This is a genomic window from Leifsonia shinshuensis (genome assembly GCF_031456835.1).
GTDB classification, from domain to species: domain Bacteria; phylum Actinomycetota; class Actinomycetes; order Actinomycetales; family Microbacteriaceae; genus Leifsonia; species Leifsonia shinshuensis_C.
The window spans coordinates 2,566,999-2,582,622 of record NZ_JAVDVK010000001.1 but is presented as its reverse complement, the minus strand read 5'-3'; the positions used below and the strand labels follow the sequence as shown (position 1 = coordinate 2,582,622).

20 protein-coding genes are annotated in these 15,624 nt (G+C 71.3%); 12 read left to right on the top strand and 8 right to left on the bottom strand.

The window, feature by feature from the left end; genetic code table 11:
* Positions 1–7: 7 nt before the first annotated feature.
* The 3 genes from J2W45_RS12525 to J2W45_RS12515 all read left to right on the top strand — a co-directional run bounded on the left by J2W45_RS12525 (position 8) and on the right by J2W45_RS12515 (position 1,695).
* Positions 8–931 carry an AEC family transporter gene (locus J2W45_RS12525; RefSeq protein WP_310132346.1) on the top strand — a complete coding sequence of 308 codons (924 nt, stop codon included), beginning with the start codon at positions 8–10 and terminating at the stop codon, positions 929–931.
* 117 nt (positions 932–1,048) lie between these two features.
* Positions 1,049–1,348, top strand: coding sequence for a hypothetical protein (locus J2W45_RS12520; protein ID WP_310132345.1), 300 nt, complete (start codon positions 1,049–1,051; stop codon positions 1,346–1,348).
* On the top strand, positions 1,348–1,695 hold the full coding sequence (locus tag J2W45_RS12515) for a hypothetical protein (RefSeq protein ID WP_310132343.1): 348 nt from the start codon (positions 1,348–1,350) through the stop codon (positions 1,693–1,695). The genes J2W45_RS12520 and J2W45_RS12515 overlap by 1 nt, the downstream gene beginning before the upstream one ends.
* A gap of 21 nt (positions 1,696–1,716) precedes the next feature.
* Here J2W45_RS12515 and J2W45_RS12510 read toward each other — a convergent pair whose 3' ends face one another.
* On the bottom strand, positions 1,717–2,226 hold the full coding sequence (locus tag J2W45_RS12510; protein WP_310132341.1) for a tetratricopeptide repeat protein: 510 nt from the start codon (positions 2,224–2,226) through the stop codon (positions 1,717–1,719).
* Between the two features lie 4 nt (positions 2,227–2,230).
* A complete protein-coding gene (locus J2W45_RS12505; RefSeq protein WP_310132338.1) occupies positions 2,231–2,785 on the bottom strand; it encodes a TOPRIM nucleotidyl transferase/hydrolase domain-containing protein in 555 nt (184 codons plus the stop codon).
* An 81-nt stretch (positions 2,786–2,866) separates the two neighbouring features.
* On the opposite strand from J2W45_RS12505, the gene J2W45_RS12500 reads away from it, so the two are divergent.
* Positions 2,867–3,187, top strand: a complete 321-nt coding sequence (locus J2W45_RS12500) for a hypothetical protein (RefSeq protein ID WP_310132336.1) — start codon at positions 2,867–2,869, stop codon at positions 3,185–3,187.
* A gap of 13 nt (positions 3,188–3,200) precedes the next feature.
* On the opposite strand, the gene J2W45_RS12495 is transcribed toward J2W45_RS12500, so the two are convergent.
* Both J2W45_RS12495 and J2W45_RS12490 read right to left on the bottom strand, forming a co-directional pair.
* Positions 3,201–3,749 (bottom strand): hypothetical protein, encoded by a 549-nt coding sequence (locus J2W45_RS12495; RefSeq protein WP_310132334.1) that lies wholly within the window; start codon positions 3,747–3,749, stop codon positions 3,201–3,203.
* 9 nt (positions 3,750–3,758) lie between these two features.
* A complete protein-coding gene (locus J2W45_RS12490; protein ID WP_310132332.1) occupies positions 3,759–4,031 on the bottom strand; it encodes a TetR family transcriptional regulator in 273 nt (90 codons plus the stop codon).
* Positions 4,032–4,115: 84 nt separating this feature from the next.
* Between J2W45_RS12490 and J2W45_RS12485 the strand changes: the two genes are divergently transcribed.
* The gene (locus J2W45_RS12485; RefSeq protein WP_310132326.1) at positions 4,116–5,045 is read left to right on the top strand and encodes an aldo/keto reductase; all 930 of its coding nucleotides are present in this window, start codon (positions 4,116–4,118) and stop codon (positions 5,043–5,045) included.
* Between the two features lie 76 nt (positions 5,046–5,121).
* Positions 5,122–6,321, top strand: coding sequence for a GAF domain-containing protein (locus J2W45_RS12480; RefSeq protein WP_310132324.1), 1,200 nt, complete (start codon positions 5,122–5,124; stop codon positions 6,319–6,321).
* A gap of 21 nt (positions 6,322–6,342) precedes the next feature.
* Here the strand turns inward: J2W45_RS12480 and J2W45_RS12475 are convergent, their stop codons facing one another.
* Positions 6,343–7,251: a 5'-3' exonuclease gene (locus J2W45_RS12475; RefSeq protein ID WP_310135018.1), complete on the bottom strand. Its 909-nt coding sequence runs from the start codon at positions 7,249–7,251 to the stop codon at positions 6,343–6,345.
* Positions 7,252–7,344: 93 nt separating this feature from the next.
* Between J2W45_RS12475 and J2W45_RS12470 the strand changes: the two genes are divergently transcribed.
* The 6 genes from J2W45_RS12470 to J2W45_RS12445 all read left to right on the top strand — a co-directional run bounded on the left by J2W45_RS12470 (position 7,345) and on the right by J2W45_RS12445 (position 11,111).
* Entirely contained in the window at positions 7,345–7,794 is a 450-nt protein-coding gene (locus tag J2W45_RS12470; RefSeq protein WP_310132322.1) for an SRPBCC family protein, read from the top strand.
* A 25-nt stretch (positions 7,795–7,819) separates the two neighbouring features.
* Entirely contained in the window at positions 7,820–8,227 is a 408-nt protein-coding gene (locus J2W45_RS12465; RefSeq protein ID WP_310132320.1) for an NUDIX hydrolase, read from the top strand.
* A gap of 64 nt (positions 8,228–8,291) precedes the next feature.
* A complete protein-coding gene (locus J2W45_RS12460) occupies positions 8,292–9,506 on the top strand; it encodes an alpha/beta hydrolase family protein (RefSeq protein WP_310132318.1) in 1,215 nt (404 codons plus the stop codon).
* Positions 9,507–9,548: 42 nt separating this feature from the next.
* The gene (locus J2W45_RS12455; RefSeq protein ID WP_310132317.1) at positions 9,549–10,403 is read left to right on the top strand and encodes an SDR family oxidoreductase; all 855 of its coding nucleotides are present in this window, start codon (positions 9,549–9,551) and stop codon (positions 10,401–10,403) included.
* Between the two features lie 203 nt (positions 10,404–10,606).
* Positions 10,607–10,762, top strand: coding sequence for a hypothetical protein (locus J2W45_RS12450; protein ID WP_310132316.1), 156 nt, complete (start codon positions 10,607–10,609; stop codon positions 10,760–10,762).
* A 1-nt stretch (position 10,763) separates the two neighbouring features.
* A complete protein-coding gene (locus tag J2W45_RS12445) occupies positions 10,764–11,111 on the top strand; it encodes a hypothetical protein (RefSeq protein WP_310132315.1) in 348 nt (115 codons plus the stop codon).
* Between the two features lie 96 nt (positions 11,112–11,207).
* Here J2W45_RS12445 and J2W45_RS12440 read toward each other — a convergent pair whose 3' ends face one another.
* The 3 genes from J2W45_RS12440 to J2W45_RS12430 form a co-directional block, all read right to left on the bottom strand.
* The gene (locus tag J2W45_RS12440; protein WP_310132313.1) at positions 11,208–12,899 is read right to left on the bottom strand and encodes a phospholipase C; all 1,692 of its coding nucleotides are present in this window, start codon (positions 12,897–12,899) and stop codon (positions 11,208–11,210) included.
* Between the two features lie 61 nt (positions 12,900–12,960).
* Positions 12,961–14,196, bottom strand: coding sequence for an iron uptake transporter deferrochelatase/peroxidase subunit (gene efeB / locus J2W45_RS12435; RefSeq protein ID WP_310132312.1), 1,236 nt, complete (start codon positions 14,194–14,196; stop codon positions 12,961–12,963).
* Positions 14,193–15,386 (bottom strand): EfeM/EfeO family lipoprotein, encoded by a 1,194-nt coding sequence (locus tag J2W45_RS12430; RefSeq protein WP_310132310.1) that lies wholly within the window; start codon positions 15,384–15,386, stop codon positions 14,193–14,195. The genes efeB and J2W45_RS12430 overlap by 4 nt, the downstream gene beginning before the upstream one ends.
* Positions 15,387–15,624 lie beyond the last annotated feature (238 nt).

Genomic DNA, 15,624 nt, shown 5'->3' with positions numbered 1-15,624 from the left:
TGGTCCGATGGGCGGCGTGCTGACCGGGTTCGGGATCATCGCGTTCGTGATCCTGGTCGGATATGTCGCCGGACGGTTGCGGATCGGCGGCCCGACCGCCCCGTTCGTGCTCAACCGGATCGCGTTCTTCGTGACGAACCCGGCCCTGCTCTTCGTGACGCTGGCCCGCGCCGACCTGCACGTCGTGTTCTCGGCCCAGCTGCTCGTGGCGGCCGTCGCGGCGGTCGTGTCGGCCGGACTGTTCGTCGCCCTGTCGCGCGCCTTCTTCCAGGCCCCCGCGCCGGAGACGACGATCGGCGCGCTGGGCGCGGGCTACGTCAACGCGAACAACATCGGCCTGCCGGTCGCGGTCTACGTCCTCGGCAGCGCCTCGTTCGTCGCGCCGGTCCTCCTGCTGCAGTTGATCGTGTTCGCCCCGATCGCCCTGACCATCCTCGACACGACCAGCCGCGGAGCGGTCTCGGTGCGGTCCATCCTGACGCAGCCCGTGCGCAACCCGATGATCATCGCCTCGCTGCTCGGCATCCTCGTCGACGTCAGCGGTCTGAAGCTGCCGGATGCGGTGCTCAAGCCGTTCGAGCTGCTGGGCGGCGCCGCGGTGCCCCTCGTCCTCCTGGCGTTCGGGATGTCGCTGGTGGGAGCCCGGCCCCTCCAGGCCGGGGCGGGTCGCGCATCCATCGTCACGGCCGTCGTGCTCAAGTCGGCGGCGATGCCGCTCGTGGCCTTCGCCGTCGCGCGCTTCGGCTTCGGACTGTCGGGCCAGTCGCTCTTCGCGGCGGTCGCCCTCGCCGCCCTGCCGACCGCGCAGAACGTCTACAACTTCGCCGCCCGCTACGAGCGCGGCATGGCGGTCGCCCGCGACGTCGTGCTGCTGACCACGATCTTCGCCGTCCCGTCGCTGCTGGTCATCGCGGCGCTGCTGGCCCCGTAAGGGATGCGCCGTTCTCGTCACGAAACCGGGTCAGGCGCGTCATACCCGGTGAGTGTTATCCGCTCGCGAAGCTGGTTTGAAACATGTACACGTTTATGTACTGAAAGGCGGTAATCTATGACAATGGTCCTCTCGCACATCCCGCCGGTGCTTCCGACGAACGAGGCTCGCGTCGCGCTGACGAAGGCGCTGGCGCGCTTCCGGGAGCAGGGGGCCCTCGCCGAGCCGGTCGTGTTCGGTGCACAACGCCGTCCCGAAGGCGTGATGATCCCGTTCGCGCTCTACGAGGAGCTTCTCCCCGTCATCGAAGACCTCGAGATCGCTCACCTCGCTCGCGCGAGGGCAGCCGCCGGAGAATCCATTGCGCTGTCTGAGGTTGCGGCCGCGGTCGGACTCGATCCGGACGACTACCGCTAGTGCAGCGCACCCTGCAACTGAAAGCCCTGCCCGGCTTCCAAGAGGATGTCGATGCGTTACCGGACCTCGCCACGAAGAAGATGGCGCTGAACATGCTCGTGCTCGTCCGGGACGGCGAAGTGAGCGGCGTGCGGCTCGATGCTCGTGTGGCCACCGGCGATCTGAGCGATTGCTACAAGCTCTATTTCGATCCAGAAGGTGTTGGAAAGCCTCGCTATCGACTGGTCTACCGCTACTCACCCAACAGGATCACGGCCGTCGCGATCGAGGCCGTCGCTGTCGGCCGCCGTGCCGACCTGGACGCCTACAGGCGAGCAATGGCGAACCTCGGGCGCGACAAGGACTGAAAGCCCTCTTTAGCGCCGCCGTCAGGCGCGGTCCAGGGACCGCAGGTACTCGGCGTTGCCGCGGATGGCGGCCTCGTAGCGCAGAAGGTCGGGGGTGCGGATGCGGTCGGCGGCGACTTCCATCAGCTCCGCGACGGCGGCGTCGCTCCGGCCGGCGGCGTGGAGTGAGAGGGCGTGCCAGACGCGGACCGACTCGGAGTCGGGGAACAGCTCGACGGCGCGGTCGAGGGCGGCGAGTGACTCGTCGAAGCGTTCGAGGTTGCGCAGCGTGCTGCCGTACTGCAGCAGGCAGCGGCGCAGCGTGTCGCCGTCGAGGCCCGCGTGGAGGGCGCGCTCGTAGTATCCGGCCGCCGTCTGCTCCTCGCCCGACGTGTCGTAGGCGCCGCCGACCTCGTAGAGCACGTGCGGGTCGTCGGGATGCTCGGCGAGCACCGCGAGGAGGGCCTGAACCGTCGGGGCCATGTCGTCGCGGTCGCGCGCGGCGAACAGCTCAGCGAGGCGTTGGAGCAGGGCGGGGTCGGTCTGCGGCATCCCCTCAGCCTAGGGCGGCGTCCGCGACGGCGGCCCGCACGACATTGCGCAGGGGCGCGGGCAGCTCCGCAGGCGCGAGCGCCGTGGTGAGCGCCGCCCCGTACTGCTCCTTGCGTCCGGAGGTCGTGCCGAGGAACCGGTGCAGCTGCTGGTCCACCGTCCGGGTGCGCTGCGCAGGCTGCTGCTGGAATGTCCGGAACAGGCCGAGATCGCCCTGCTCATGGAGTGCCTCCTCCGTCCGGGCGTGACCGAGGGCGCCGAGCAGTTCGCCCTCCAGGTCCGGGCGGCAGACGAACACCGCCTCGGCGGGGAGCCCGGCACGTTCGAAGAAGCGCACCTCGCCCGCGTCGCACAGACCGCGCAGGCGCATCCCGGCGCCACCCGGCCCGAGCTCGGCGACGAAGCGGCGGACCGACATGGCGCCGCCCATCGGCACGACGGAGACGCCGACAGCCTCCAGCTCGACGCCGAGCACGCGCGCCGCGGCCGCGACGGCAGCCCGGTCGCTCGCGCCTTCCACGAGGATCGCCGCGCCGCCTGGAACCGCACCCGAGTTCATGCGCACAGTATCCCCTCGCCCGGGATGCGCGTCTCCGCCAGCCCCTGTCGCGGTCCGCGCCCGGCGCGTACGGTGCACGCCATGAAGATCATCATCTTTGCCGCAGGAGTCGCCGTCGGGTTCGTCATCGGGTCGCGCGCCGGGCGCGGTGCGTACGAGGACATTCGCCGCAAGTGGCGCGGGTTCGCGGAGTCCGACACCGTGCAGCACGTGAAAGGCGATGTGAAGGACTTCGCCGGTCGTGCCGCATCCGACGTCGGGGAGAAGGTCAGCGAGACCGTCAGCAAGGTGACCGACAAGGCGTCGAGCAAGATCGACCAGGTCACCGGCAAGAACGGGTCCAGCAACGGCTCCGCCTCCGACTCGGGCTCGGGCCCGGCGTCGCCGTCGCCCGCCGTCTGACTCGCCGGCCGGGTCACGCACCCTCGGGCGGGTGGGCCAGCAGGTCCACCCGCTCGCCTACATAGTCCGCGAAGGCCCGAGCCCCGGTGTCACCGGCTGCAGGGCTCCAGCGCACGAGCGCGCGTCCGTCCCGGACGAACAGCGGCCCGTCGCTCGCCGCGAGAGCCTCCGGGTCGAGATCGATCACCGGCGCCCCGAAGTTGACGGTCTCGCCGTTGCGGAACCGCCCGCGCTGCGCGGCCGCCCGCAGCGCCCGCCGTTCCTCGGCGGACTGCGACTGGTACTGCGGCCGCCCCGGCGGCGTCGCCCGCACGAGCAGCCCGGTGGCCCGCAGGACGCCCTCGGCGTCGACCAGGAACACGCCCAGTCGCCAGACGCTTCCGATGCGGCGCAGCACCGGCTCCCGACGGATGAACAGCGCGTTCCGCGCCGGCACGTACTCCGCGAGGGCTTCCCGCCGGGCATCGGAGGCGAGCAGGGTGCTCACGGCATCGCGCAGCACGGCGCGGATGGCTGCGACGACAGGGTCATCCGTGGTGCGTCCGTCGGTCCCGTCCTCCACGGGACGAGCCTACGAGGCCGTGCGGATGGAGAACGAGTTGTCGTCGGTGACGAGGAGGAGCTCCACGCCCTTCTCGTGGCGCAGGACGACGAGGGCGGACGAATCCGTCGCCGCGACACGCTCCACCTGGTTGAGGAAGATGCGCGCCATCTCGTCGGTCACCCGGAAGTCGCGGCCCAGCGCATGCACGATGTACCCCGAGATCGCCGGGGGCCGACGGCGGAGGCCCGTCTCCTGCGCGAAATCGTCAACAGCGACACGGAAGTCGGGCGTCATGGTCATCGGAGTGCTCCTTCTCTAGCCTCACCGACAGTAGGCGCGGAATTCCGCGCCGCCAGGGGGTTGACGAGGGGTTAGATGGAAGGCATGAAGACCTTCACCTTCCCCCGGACCGACATCACCGCGTCCAACATCGTCCTCGGCCTCATGCGCATCTCCGACCTCGACGACGAGCAGATCCGTACCCTGGTGCGGACTGCCCGCGACTCCGGGATCACGATGTTCGACCATGCGGACATCTACGGCGGCGAACGTCACGGATGCGAGCGGCGCTTCGGCGAGGCCGGCGCGATCCCTGCCGCGGAGCGCGACCAGGTGGTCATCCAGTCCAAGGTGGGTATCCGCGACGGCTTCTTCGACTTCTCGCGCGAGCACATCCTGCGCTCGGTGGATGAGTCGCTCGAGGCTCTGAGGACCGACTACCTCGACATCCTGCTGCTCCACCGCCCGGACACCCTGGTCGAGCCCGACGAGGTCGCCCTCGCCTTCGACGAGTTGCAGAGCGCGGGCAAGGTGCGCGCGTTCGGCGTCTCCAACCAGACGCCCGGGCAGATCGAGCTGCTGCAGCGCTCCCTGTCGCAGCCGCTGATCGCCAACCAGGTGCAGCTGAGCATCACGCACTCCCCGCTGATCGCGCAGGGCGTCGCGGCCAACATGGCCGCCCTGGACCAGTCGATCGACCGCGACAACGGCATCCTGGACTACGCCCGGCTGCACGACATCGTGCTGCAGGCGTGGTCGCCGTTCCAGAAGGGGTTCTTCGACGGCGTCTTCCTCGGCGACCGGGAGAACTACGCGGAACTCAACGACGCGATCGACGAGCTGGCCGAGAAGTACGACGTGACGCCCACGGCGATCGCGGTCGCGTGGATCACGCGGCACCCGGCGGGCATGCAGGTCGTGCTCGGCACGACCAATGAGCAGCGCGTGCGCGACTCGGCGGCCGGGTCGGAGATCCCGCTCACCCGCCAGGAGTGGTACCGGCTCTTCACGACGGCCGGGCACATCCTGCCGTAACGGAGGGGCGTCCATCAGCGAACGTGGCCCGGCGGGCCGGTTTGGGCGGCCGCCGGCGCCGGGCTACGGTCGGAGGGTGGACGACGACAGGGTGTCGCTCCCTCGGCGGGCGAGGATGCTCGCCTGGCGCGCCCGCGTGGCTGCCGTCCGCAACCGGCTCGTCCGGCCGGTCGGCGAGCGGCAGGCGTTCGCGGCCGGGCGCCGCGCGTTGCGGGTGCTCCTCGTCGGTTCCGGGCCGGTCGTCGGCTGGGGCGTCGGCAGCCACGACCTGGCGCTGCCGGGTGGTCTGGCCCGCGCGCTCGCGGCGGCCACCGATCGCGGAGCCGTCGTGGACGTCGTGCCTCACCCGTCGGCCGGCGTGCGCCGTCTCGGGCGGCTGCTCGACGCGGCCGGGCCGGAGCGGTACGACGCCGTCGTGCTGAGCGCCACCATCCCCGATGCCATCCGCATGGCCGAGCCGGCGCGCTGGGAGACGCACCTGCGTTCACTGCTCACACGAGCACACACCGCCGAGCGCACGGTGATCTGGCTCGGCGCCCAGCCGATCCGCTCCATCCGCTCGTACGACTCGGCCGCCGGCGCCATCGCGCAGGAGCACGCCGAACGGCTCAACGCGATCGCCCGCCGGGTGTGCCGCGAGACGGGCACCCACTTCGTGCCGCTCGGCGCCCCGCCGCGCGGCGACTCGGGCCGGCATCGCACACCGGCGGACTACCTGTTCTGGGCCCGGCAGATCGCGGACGTGCTCGCGCCGGCACTGCAGGAGCACGCCGTCCGACGCGCGGACCCGGCCGTGGACGCATCCGATCGTGTGGGTGCCATCGAACGGCTGAAGCTGAGCGGGCGCCGCGGCGACGCCCGCCTGGACGAGATCGTGGGCACGGCGAAACGGACGCTCGGCACCGACATCGCCATGTTCACCGTGCTCGACGATCAGAAGGAGTGGCCCCTCGCCTCGACCGGCTCGGTGCTCCAGTCGATCCCGATCGAGCAGTCGGCGTGCATCCACACCATCCAGACCGCCGACGGGATGGTCGTGCCGAACGCGGTCGAGGACGGCCGCTTCGCCGGCAGCAGCCTCGTCACCGGCCCCGCCGGGCTGCGCTACTACGCGGGCTACCCGGTGGAGGCGCCGGACGGCACCCGCATCGGGGCGCTGTGCGTGTTCGGCCGCAGCCCGCGCGAACGCGAGGAGGGCGAGGCGGACTTGGACGTGCTGCGCGAGCTGGCACTGCTGGCGCAGCGCGAGCTGTGGCGGTGGTCGCCGGACTCCTGAGCGCTGCGGCGCGAGGCCCGGTCAGCGCTCCAGCGCGGTGAGGAGGCGGTCCAGCGACCCGCCCAGACCCCACTTCTCCGACAGGGCCGTCAGCGCCGCACGCTGCTCGGCGCTCGGCGGCGCGAGGCGCGCATCCACCTCGGGGAGCGGGAGGTCCCGTACGACCTCGACGACCCGCGGTGCCACGGCGAGGTAGTCGCGTGCCGCGGCGAACCGTGCGCGAGCTGCCGGTTTCATGCCGCTGGAGGAATCCTCCGCCGCGGCGACGATCCCGGCCAGGTCGCCGTAGTCAGCGAGAAGCGCCGCGGCGGTCTTCTCGCCGATCCCGGCCACGCCGGGCAGACCGTCGGAGGTGTCGCCGCGCATCGCCGCGAAGTCGGCGTACTGGTCGCCGCGCACGCCGTACCTCCGCTCCACGACCTCGCCGGTGACGAGCTCCAGGTTGCTCATGCCGCGAGCGGTATAGATGATCCGCACGTCGCGCTCGTCGTCCACCAGCTGGAACAGGTCTCGGTCGCCGGTGACGACATCCACCGGTCCGGACGCGCGCGTCGCGAGCGTGCCGATGACGTCGTCGGCCTCGTGCTCGGCGGCACCCACGATCACGATCCCCAGCGCGTCGAGCACCTGGCGGATGATCGGCACCTGCCCCACGAGCGCTTCGGGTGTCTCCTCCACATCGACGCCTCCGGGCACGAGCCGGGCGACGCGGTGCGCTTTGTAGCTCGGGATGAGGTCGACCCGCCAGCGCGGGCGCCAGTCGTCGTCCCAGCAGGCGACGAGCGACTCCGGCCCGTAGTCGGTGACGAGCTTCGCGATGATGTCGAGGAAGCCCCGCACCGCGTTCACCGGGGAGCCGTCCGGGGCCTTCACCGTGTCGGGCACGCCGTAGAACGCGCGGAAGTAGAGGGAGGCGCTGTCGAGCAGCATCGTTCGGCCGGTCACGCCCCCGATCCTGCCACGCGCGCCCCTTCGCGGGAATGCGCCGTGGCCCTGGGAGGGACAGGCCGCTAGTCTCAGCGCATGACCGAGAACGTCGTCGTGGAGCGGATGGAGCGCATCGCCGCCACCCCGGAGCAGCTGCTCCCGCACATCTCCCGCCTGCCCGAGTGGACGCAGTGGTCGCCCTGGGAGGACCTCGACCCCGACCTGAAGCGCCAGTACTCGGGCGAGCCGGGGGCTGTCGGTTCGTCGTACGAATGGTCGGGCAACCGCAAGGCCGGCTCGGGCAGCATGCGGATCACCGCGGTGGATCCGGACGGCGTCGGCATCCACCTCGACTTCACCCGGCCGTTCAAGTCGTCGAACGAGCTGCGCTTCGTCCTTCAGCCGGAGGGCGATGCCACGCGCGTGATCTGGCGTATGGAGACCCCGCGCAAGCTGTACACGCGCTTCGTCGACCTCGACAAGCTGGTCGGTGGGGACTTCGAGAAGGGCCTGCGCAAGCTGAAGCAGGTCGCCGAGACGCCGTAGCGGCCGCATCCCGTAGCGTGGTCGGGTGACCTCCGCCGCACCCCTCATCGTCTCCGCCGTCGCCGTCGTGCGCGACCGGAAGGTGCTCATGGTGACGGCGCGAGGCCGCGACGTCTACTACATGCCGGGCGGCAAGGTGGATGCGGGCGAGTCGGCCGCAGAGGCCGCGGCGCGCGAGGCGCTCGAGGAGGTCGCGCTCCAGCTGGACCCGGCAGCGCTCGCCGAGCTCTTCGAGGTGCGCACGCAGGCGCACGGCGAGCCGGAGGGACGCCAGGTGCACATGCGCGTGTTCCGCGCATCCACCGATCAGGAGCCGGTCCCGTCCGGCGAGGTCGGCGCGGTGCACTGGACGACCAGCGCGGACGCCGACCGCTGCCCGCCGGCCGGTGTGGAGGTTCTGCGCCGGCTGGTCGCCCTCGATCTGATCGACTGACGCGTCCGCTGGGCCACCCGCTCGAGGGATGGCGCTGGGCCCGACGGGGCGGCAGGCTGTCGTCATGGCGCGCACCCACGAGTTCACGTTCTCCGGCGACCCCGACTTCGATTTCGAGATCCGCACCACGATCGGGCAGGCCTTCAGCGGTGCGGCGGACATCGGCGAGGTGCTCGCGGCGGTGCAGGGCATCCGCGCCAAGGATCACGAGGGGTGGTTCGCCGCCTGGCGCGGGCTCGGTGACCGCATCGCCGCGGAGGCGGACGCCGCTGCAGCCGCAGGGCACACGGTCAGCGCCGCGAGCGCGTACCTGCGGGCGGCTTCGTACTACGCCACCGCCGTCAACGCCGTCGCCTCGCTCCCCTCCGACGAGGACCTGCTGCCGACGTTCCGCTCGCACCGGGCGGCGTGGGACCGCTGGGTCGACCTCGTCGACCTCGACATCGACCGCGTCGACATCCCGTACGACGAAACCACGATGCCCGGTTACTGGTTCCGGTCTGGGCTCGCAGGCGGCGGCCCGCGTCCCGTGCTCGTGGTCGTGAACGGCAGCGACGGCGCGCTCACGGGGCTGTGGTCCTCCGCGGTGTCGGGCGCTCTTCGCCGAGGTTACGACGCCCTCGTCTTCGACGGCCCGGGCCAGCAGTCGCTGCTGTTCGAGCACGGGATCCCGTTCCGTCCGTACTGGGAGGCGGTCCTGACGCCGGTCCTGGAGTTCGTGCTCGCCCGGGAGGGAGTGGATGCGGAGCGCGTCGCCCTCTACGGCATCAGCCAGGGCGGCAACTGGGTGCCGCGCGCTCTCGCGTTCGAGCACCGCTTCGCGGCCGCCGTCGCCGACCCCGGAGTCGTCGACGTCTCGACCTCGTGGACGGAGCACCTGCCGGCGAACATGCGCGCGCTCCTGAAGGACGGCGAGGACGCCAAGTTCGACCGCGACATGGAGCTGGGGATGAAGTTCTCGCCCGACCTCGCGCACACCTGGCGGTTCCGCGCCCGGCCCTACGGCACCACCGGCTACGCGGAGACGATGCGCGCGGTGCTGCAGTACACGGTCGAGGACGTCGCATCCCGCATCACCACTCCGCTCCTGATCACGGACCCGGAGCACGAGCAGTTCTGGCCCGGCCAGTCCGAGCGGCTGGCCGCACTGGCGCCGGGGGTGTCCATGCTCGTCAGCTTCACCGCGGCCGAGGGCGCCGACTTCCATGTGCAGCCGCTGGCCCGCGCCCTCACCGAGCAGCGCATGTTCGACTGGCTCGACGAGCGTCTCGGGCGCTGACCGGCCTTGCCGGGCGTCAGCGGTGGAGGGTTGGATGCTGCCATGAGCGATTCCCTTCCCGCCATCGCCGTCACAGGCGTCACCGGCGCCATCGGGCGGATGACCGCCGATGCCCTGGCCGACGCCGGGGTGCCCTTCCGGATGCTCGCGCGCACGCCGGAGCGGGCGCCGCGTTACCCGGGCAGCGCCGTGGTCGCCGCCTCGTACGGCGACAGTGACGCCGCGAGGTCCGCCCTCGACGGGGTCGAGACGCTGTTCATGGTCTCCGCGGCCGAGAACGCCGAGCGCCTCGCGGAGCATCTCGCCTTCCTCGATGCTGCACAGGATGCCGGAGTGCGGCACATCGTGTACACGTCCTTCTTCGGGGCGGCCCCGGACGCGACCTTCACGCTGGCGCGGGACCACTACGCCACCGAGCAGCGCATCCTGGGCTCCGGGATGCGGCACACGTTCCTGCGCGACAACCTGTACCTCGACTTCGCGCAGGAGCTCGTCGGCGACGACGGGGTCATCCGCGGCCCGGCCGGAGACGGCCGCGCCGCGATGGTCGCGCGCGCCGACGTGGCCCGCGTCGCGGCGGCGGTGCTGCTCGACCCCGATGCCCACGCCGACGTGACCTACGACCTGACCGGCCCCGAGGAGCTGACTCTCGCCGAGGTCGCCGACAAGCTGTCGGCGCACACCGGCCGCGTCATCTCCTTCCACGACGAGACGATCCCGGAGGCGTACGAGTCGCGCGCCAAGTGGGGCGCACCGGACTGGCAGACCGACGCCTGGGTCTCGACCTACACGGCGATCGCGGCCGGCGAGCTCGCGGGCGTGACCGACCACGTCGAGCGGGTCACGGGCCGCCGGCCCCTGTCGCTCGACGAGCTGCTCCGCGACACGCTGCGCTGAGCCGGACGCCGGTTCCAAGTAATGCCGTCATAGGAACTAAATGCGTGGCTAGAAATCTGTAGCCGTCATAAGCTAGGATGATGGCACCGCGATGGATCGACTCGGCTTTCAAGCACGGCGTCTCTCGGGCTGACCAGATGTGGGCGATGCTGCACCCCATCTACCAGGCGGAGCTCCCAGGGGAATCATTGGACGATGGCACTGTGAGGTTGATCATCGGTCATCCACATGCGCAGACTGATCGCGAGATCGAGGTGCTCGTCAACGTCTATGACGATGGGCGCGAGGCGCGCGTATTCCATGCGATGGAGTTGGGCCCGAAGTTCCGGCGTTACCGGGAGGAGAATTCGAATGGCTGAGATGACTGACGCGGACTACGAGGCGCTGGCCGCCCGGCTGACCCACCCTGACTCAGAACTACCGAAGCCGGAGAACGTTCTCACGGGTGATGCTGCCGCGGCCGCGGGCCGGGACTTCATGCTGCGCGAATACGGGTCGCAGGAGGCACTGGATGCCGAGCTGCGTTCCGCTGGTCGGCCTCGCCTGGGCGCAAAGCCCAGGGGGGCGTCGCCGACCGTCCGCGGGCGGATCGCGGAGGCGGATCGCGCTGCGTTCGATCAGTTGATCAAGCAGACCGGGAAGAAGGAGAGCGAGCTCGTGCGCGAGGCGGTGCACCTGCTGCTCGAGCAGCACAAGCTCGCCAGCTGAGTCCACTCGGTCGAGTCTCCGCACGCTGCGCTGAGCCGGACGCCGCCGAAAGGGGCGGCCCGCATCGCGGACCGCCCCTCCCTCATGCGTCAGCCGTTACGGCTGCGCAGTCCAGCCGCCGCGAGGCGGGGCCGGCCAGTGCGGGCGGGTCGGCACGATCGAGCTGACCGCTCCGGTCGAGGGGTCGAGCAGCACCTCCCGCTGCTGCGGGTGACCCCAGTCGAACAGGCCGCCGAGCGAGCCGGCGCGGGTGTCGAACGACGCGTCGCCGATCCGTCCGGTCAGCCAGTTGCTCTCGATGAAGCGGAGCACGCTGGTCTGCTCCGTCGGGGTGTGGTCGACGCGGTTCTGCGCGGCCCAGGGCGAGATCACCAGCAGCGGCAGGCGCTGGCTGGGGCCGCAGCGATCGGCGTAGCCGCCGGCCGCCGGCTTCTTCACGGTCGTGCACACCGCCGAGTCGACCGCCGGGTCGTTGGAGCCGTTGGCGATCTTCGGCGCGACGTGGTCGTACCAGCCGTCCGAGTCGTCGTAGGTCACGACGACCGCGGTGCTCGACCAGCTGTCCGACTTCTGCAGGGCGTTGATCTCGTTGACGAGGAACTTCTGCTCGTCGATCGGGTCGGAGTAGCCGGCGTGGCCGTCCTGCGCCTCCGGGGCCTTCAGGAAGGAGACGGCGGGCAGGTTGTCCGCCTTGAGGGCCGCGTCGAACGAGGTCAGGTCGTACTGGTGGTTGGCCTGGTCCGTGTGGCCGATCGCCTTCACCGAGGTGGGGGCCAGGTGGTGCGGGTTCGACGTCGACTTGTAGTACTGGAACGGGGAGTGGTGCGGCGAGTAGTCCTTCGGCGTCGCCCCCGCGATGTTCGCAGTGGTGGCGTCGCACTTGGCGTACGAGCCGGCCTGGCCGTTCCACGCGGTGGTCGGGGTGAAGCCGCCCTGGAACCAGCCCCACGTGACGCCGCGCTGGTTGAGCAGGTCGCCGATGTTGCGGCCGGACATGCCGACGACGGCGGACGACGCGGTGTGGTCGTTGTCGGAGCAGTCGTCGTAGGCCGGGTCGGGGTCGCCGATCACGGTGCCGACGCCCTGGGCGTTCGCCGACTGGACGGCCGTGGAGGTGGTGAGCACCGCTCCGGTCTTCGGGTCGTAGGCGGTTCCGCCGTGGGTCTGACCCGAGATCAGGTTGAGGGCTCCCGGGGTGGACGGTCCGAAGACGGTGTCCCAGTAGTTGTCGCTCATCGCGTAGTTCTGGGCGTAGTTCCACAGGCCGGTGACGGTGTTGCCGTCGTAGTAGTCCATGACGAGGCCCGGTGCACCGTAGGCGCCGGTGCAGGTGTCGGACTCGGTCTTCTGGACGAACTGGTCCATCTTTCCGCCGTCGACCGCTGCCTGCTCCGCCGCGTAGCTGTGGTTCTGGTCGCAGGTCACCGCCTGGGCGGGGGTGAGCCGCTTCGGTGCGTAGAGGTTGGGGTTGTTCGTCAGGGTGCCCGAGGTCGTGAGCGTGTTCGCCTTCGGGGTGTTCGCGGCCGCCTGGAAGGGGGTGCCGTCGGTGTTCGCCGCGTTCGGGTAGGTGCCGAAGTAGTGGTCGAACGAGATGTTCTCGTCGAAGATGACGACGAGGTGCTTGATCGGGGTGATGGTCTGGTCGGAGTGGTCGCCGTGCTGGCCACCGGGGTTGGCGGATGCCGGAGCGCCCGCGAGGATGCCCGCGCCCGCGAGGGCGGCTGCGCCGGCGAGAGCGACGCCCGCGAGGGCGACGGGGGAGCGGCGCAGACGTGAGGGTCTGAACACGATTCCTTCTTCCTTCTCTTTCACTGTCCCCGGCACGGTCGTGGCGGGGGCCTCCGGGTGGTCAGGCGAGCATGCTGCGCCCGAGCCAGTCGGAGGAGTCGCGGGCTCCGGGGAGCGCGAAGTAGTACCCGCCGCCGAACGGCTGGATGTAGTCGGTGAGCGGCTCGCCGGCCAGGCGCTTCTGCACGGCGACGAACTGCCGGTCCAGGTCCTGGTTGAAGGCGACGAAGATGAGGCCCATGTCGAGGTTGCCGTTCACATCCAGGCCGCCGTCGTAGTTGTAGGCGCGGCGCAGCATCCGCTGGGCGTCGGTGTCCCGCGTGCGGGGGTTCGCGAGGCGGATGTGCGCGTCCAGCTGGATGACGTCGCCGGTCGGATCGTTCTCGAAGTGCGGGTCGTCGAACTCGGCGGACGCGGTCAGCGGCGCACCGGTGTCCCGCCGCCGGCCGATCATGTTCTCCTGCTCGTGCAGGTTCACGCGGTCCCAGAACTCGACGAGCATCCGGATCACGCGCACGACGTGGTAGCTCCCGCCGGCGACCCAGCCGGGCTCGTCGCCGCCCGCCTTCGCCCAGACCAGGCGCGCCATCTCGGCGGCGTCGCCGGTGTCGGGGTTGCTGGTGCCGTCCTTGAACCCCATCAGGTTGCGCGGGGTGCCGCTCGGCCGGGGCGGGGAGACGAAGCCGTCCTGCCGCCAGCGCACCTGCATCCCACCGCGCGTGGCGCGGGCGATCTCGCGGACCGCGTGGGTGACCGCGTCGCGGTCCGCCGCGCAGACCTGCAGCAGCAGGTCGCCGTCGCAGACCTCCCGGCGCAGGGCGTCGTCGGGGAACTCGTCCATCGTCCGGAGCCGAGCCGGCTTCGCCGAGGCGAGGCCGAAGCGATCGTCGAAGAGGGAGGCGCCCACCGAGACCGTGACCGTCAGCGCGTCAGGCACCACGGTCGGTCCGAGCACGCCGGAGTCGCGCGGCGGCGCGGTGAGTCCCGGATCTGGCGGCGTGCCGCCCGTCGTCAGGAAGCGGGCGCGCTCGGTGATCGTCTTCAGCAGGTCGGCGAGCTCCGCCCGCGAGCCCGCGGTCACGTCGAGGGCGACGAACGCCGAGGCTTTCTGCGCCGGGGTCAGGATGCCCTGCTGGTGCGCACCGTGGAACGGGAGGGCGGTGGGATGCGCGGTAAGGGCATGGGCGCCGGCACGGGTGGCCGCAGCGGCGGCGCCCGCACCGGCAATCCCGACACCCGTCGCGGCCGCCGCGCTCGCCGCACCCGCGAGGAACCCCCGACGTCCGATCCCGTTCATGAGTCCCTCCTCGGGTCGCAGATGGCCGCCACCGGGGCCAGCAGCTCGGCGGCGCGGTCGAGCGCCGCATCCAGGCGCTCCCGCGCTGTGCGGTCGAGAGTGCTGAGCGCCGTCCAGGTGCCGTCGGGCGACCGGTACGCCTCCACGAGCGTCTGCGCCTGCGCCAGCGCCTGCTCGGTGTCGGCCAGCCGGTCGTAGCGCGGGGCGAGAACCGCGTGGAGCGGTGCGAGGGCGGCGGAGGCGCCGGTGAGCTCGGCGTCGACGGTGGCGAGCGCGGTGCCCGAGCCGGCGTCCGTGGCACCAGTCAGCGCATCCTGGATGGCGTCCTCGACGATCTCGTGAGCCCGGAGGGCCACCTCGCCCGGGTCGAGCTGCGCGTCGGCGAAAGCGGACGGCAGCCGGTCGACCAGCGCGAGGAGCTGGACGGCGGAGGACGCGACGGTCGCGGCGGGCGCGCCCGACCAGAGCTGCGACTCCACCAGGTGGAAGCCGGTCAGCCCGTGGCGGGGCAGTCCGTCGAGCTCGTCGCCCAGGTCGCCGAAGGCGCCGTAGGCGGCGCCGAGCGTCTCATACGTGGTGTGGGCGGTGATCCAGTCGCGGCGTGCGGCCGCTAAGTCGCCCTCCTCGGCGTCGGCGGAGACCGCGGCGACCTGGCGGCGCAGCACCGGTATCCGTGCCGAGACCCACGCGGCGTACGTCTTCGCGACGGGTATCAGGTCGTTGCGCGTGACGGGCACGATGCCGGGGGTGAGGTGCGAACCGGCGGGCGGCGAGCCCACGGCGACGGTGGGGCCGCGCGCGGGGTCGGCGTCGGCGGGCAGGCAGACGAAGCGGTAGCGCCCCGAGCCCAGCGTGACCCGAACGGTGGCGTGCGCCCCGGCGCCGAGGCTCTCCAGGTCCAGATAGACGCGCTTGCTGTCGACCGACTGCAGGTAGACCTCGATTCCGCCGACGGTGGTGTTGGTGACGGTGAAGGTCTGGTCGCCGCCGTCGGCCTTCGCAGCCGGGCCGGTACCTCCCGGCTGGCCCCAGCCGCGACCGCAGTCGTCGAGACCTGCGCTGATCTCGAACGCGGACCCCGCCGACGGCGACGCGGCCACCGGCCGCAGCACGATGGCGAGCACCGAGGCGACCACCACGAGCGCGGCGAGTGCCGCGAAGAACGCGGTCAGCCGGGCGCGGGTCGACATCGGCGGAAGGCCTCCAGGGGGTGGTGGAGCGCGGGCGACGGCCCGGCGTGAGCGATCCTAGAAGCGGCCGGACGGCGGCGGATCGGGCTTCACCCGGTGTTCATTCGACCGTCACCGGTTCGCCCCCCGACGGGGGACAGCGCCCGGGCGGTACGGCGGATGCCGGCGTCCTGCGCCCGTTCGCGCCGCGAACAGGGGACTCAGGGAATCAGGGTCATCGGGCGCATGATGGTGTGAA

Coding starts and splice junctions, on each gene's coding strand:
- J2W45_RS12525 (WP_310132346.1), top strand. CDS start 8: ATGGGCGGCGTGCTGACCGGGTTCGGGATCATCGCGTTCGTGATCCTG.
- J2W45_RS12520 (WP_310132345.1), top strand. CDS start 1,049: ATGACAATGGTCCTCTCGCACATCCCGCCGGTGCTTCCGACGAACGAG.
- J2W45_RS12510 (WP_310132341.1), bottom strand. CDS start 2,226: ATGCCGCAGACCGACCCCGCCCTGCTCCAACGCCTCGCTGAGCTGTTC.
- J2W45_RS12505 (WP_310132338.1), bottom strand. CDS start 2,785: ATGAACTCGGGTGCGGTTCCAGGCGGCGCGGCGATCCTCGTGGAAGGC.
- J2W45_RS12500 (WP_310132336.1), top strand. CDS start 2,867: ATGAAGATCATCATCTTTGCCGCAGGAGTCGCCGTCGGGTTCGTCATC.
- J2W45_RS12490 (WP_310132332.1), bottom strand. CDS start 4,031: ATGACCATGACGCCCGACTTCCGTGTCGCTGTTGACGATTTCGCGCAG.
- J2W45_RS12485 (WP_310132326.1), top strand. CDS start 4,116: ATGAAGACCTTCACCTTCCCCCGGACCGACATCACCGCGTCCAACATC.
- J2W45_RS12475 (WP_310135018.1), bottom strand. CDS start 7,251: ATGCTGCTCGACAGCGCCTCCCTCTACTTCCGCGCGTTCTACGGCGTG.
- J2W45_RS12470 (WP_310132322.1), top strand. CDS start 7,345: ATGACCGAGAACGTCGTCGTGGAGCGGATGGAGCGCATCGCCGCCACC.
- J2W45_RS12460 (WP_310132318.1), top strand. CDS start 8,292: ATGGCGCGCACCCACGAGTTCACGTTCTCCGGCGACCCCGACTTCGAT.
- J2W45_RS12455 (WP_310132317.1), top strand. CDS start 9,549: ATGAGCGATTCCCTTCCCGCCATCGCCGTCACAGGCGTCACCGGCGCC.
- J2W45_RS12445 (WP_310132315.1), top strand. CDS start 10,764: ATGACTGACGCGGACTACGAGGCGCTGGCCGCCCGGCTGACCCACCCT.
- efeB (WP_310132312.1), bottom strand. CDS start 14,196: ATGAACGGGATCGGACGTCGGGGGTTCCTCGCGGGTGCGGCGAGCGCG.
- J2W45_RS12430 (WP_310132310.1), bottom strand. CDS start 15,386: ATGTCGACCCGCGCCCGGCTGACCGCGTTCTTCGCGGCACTCGCCGCG.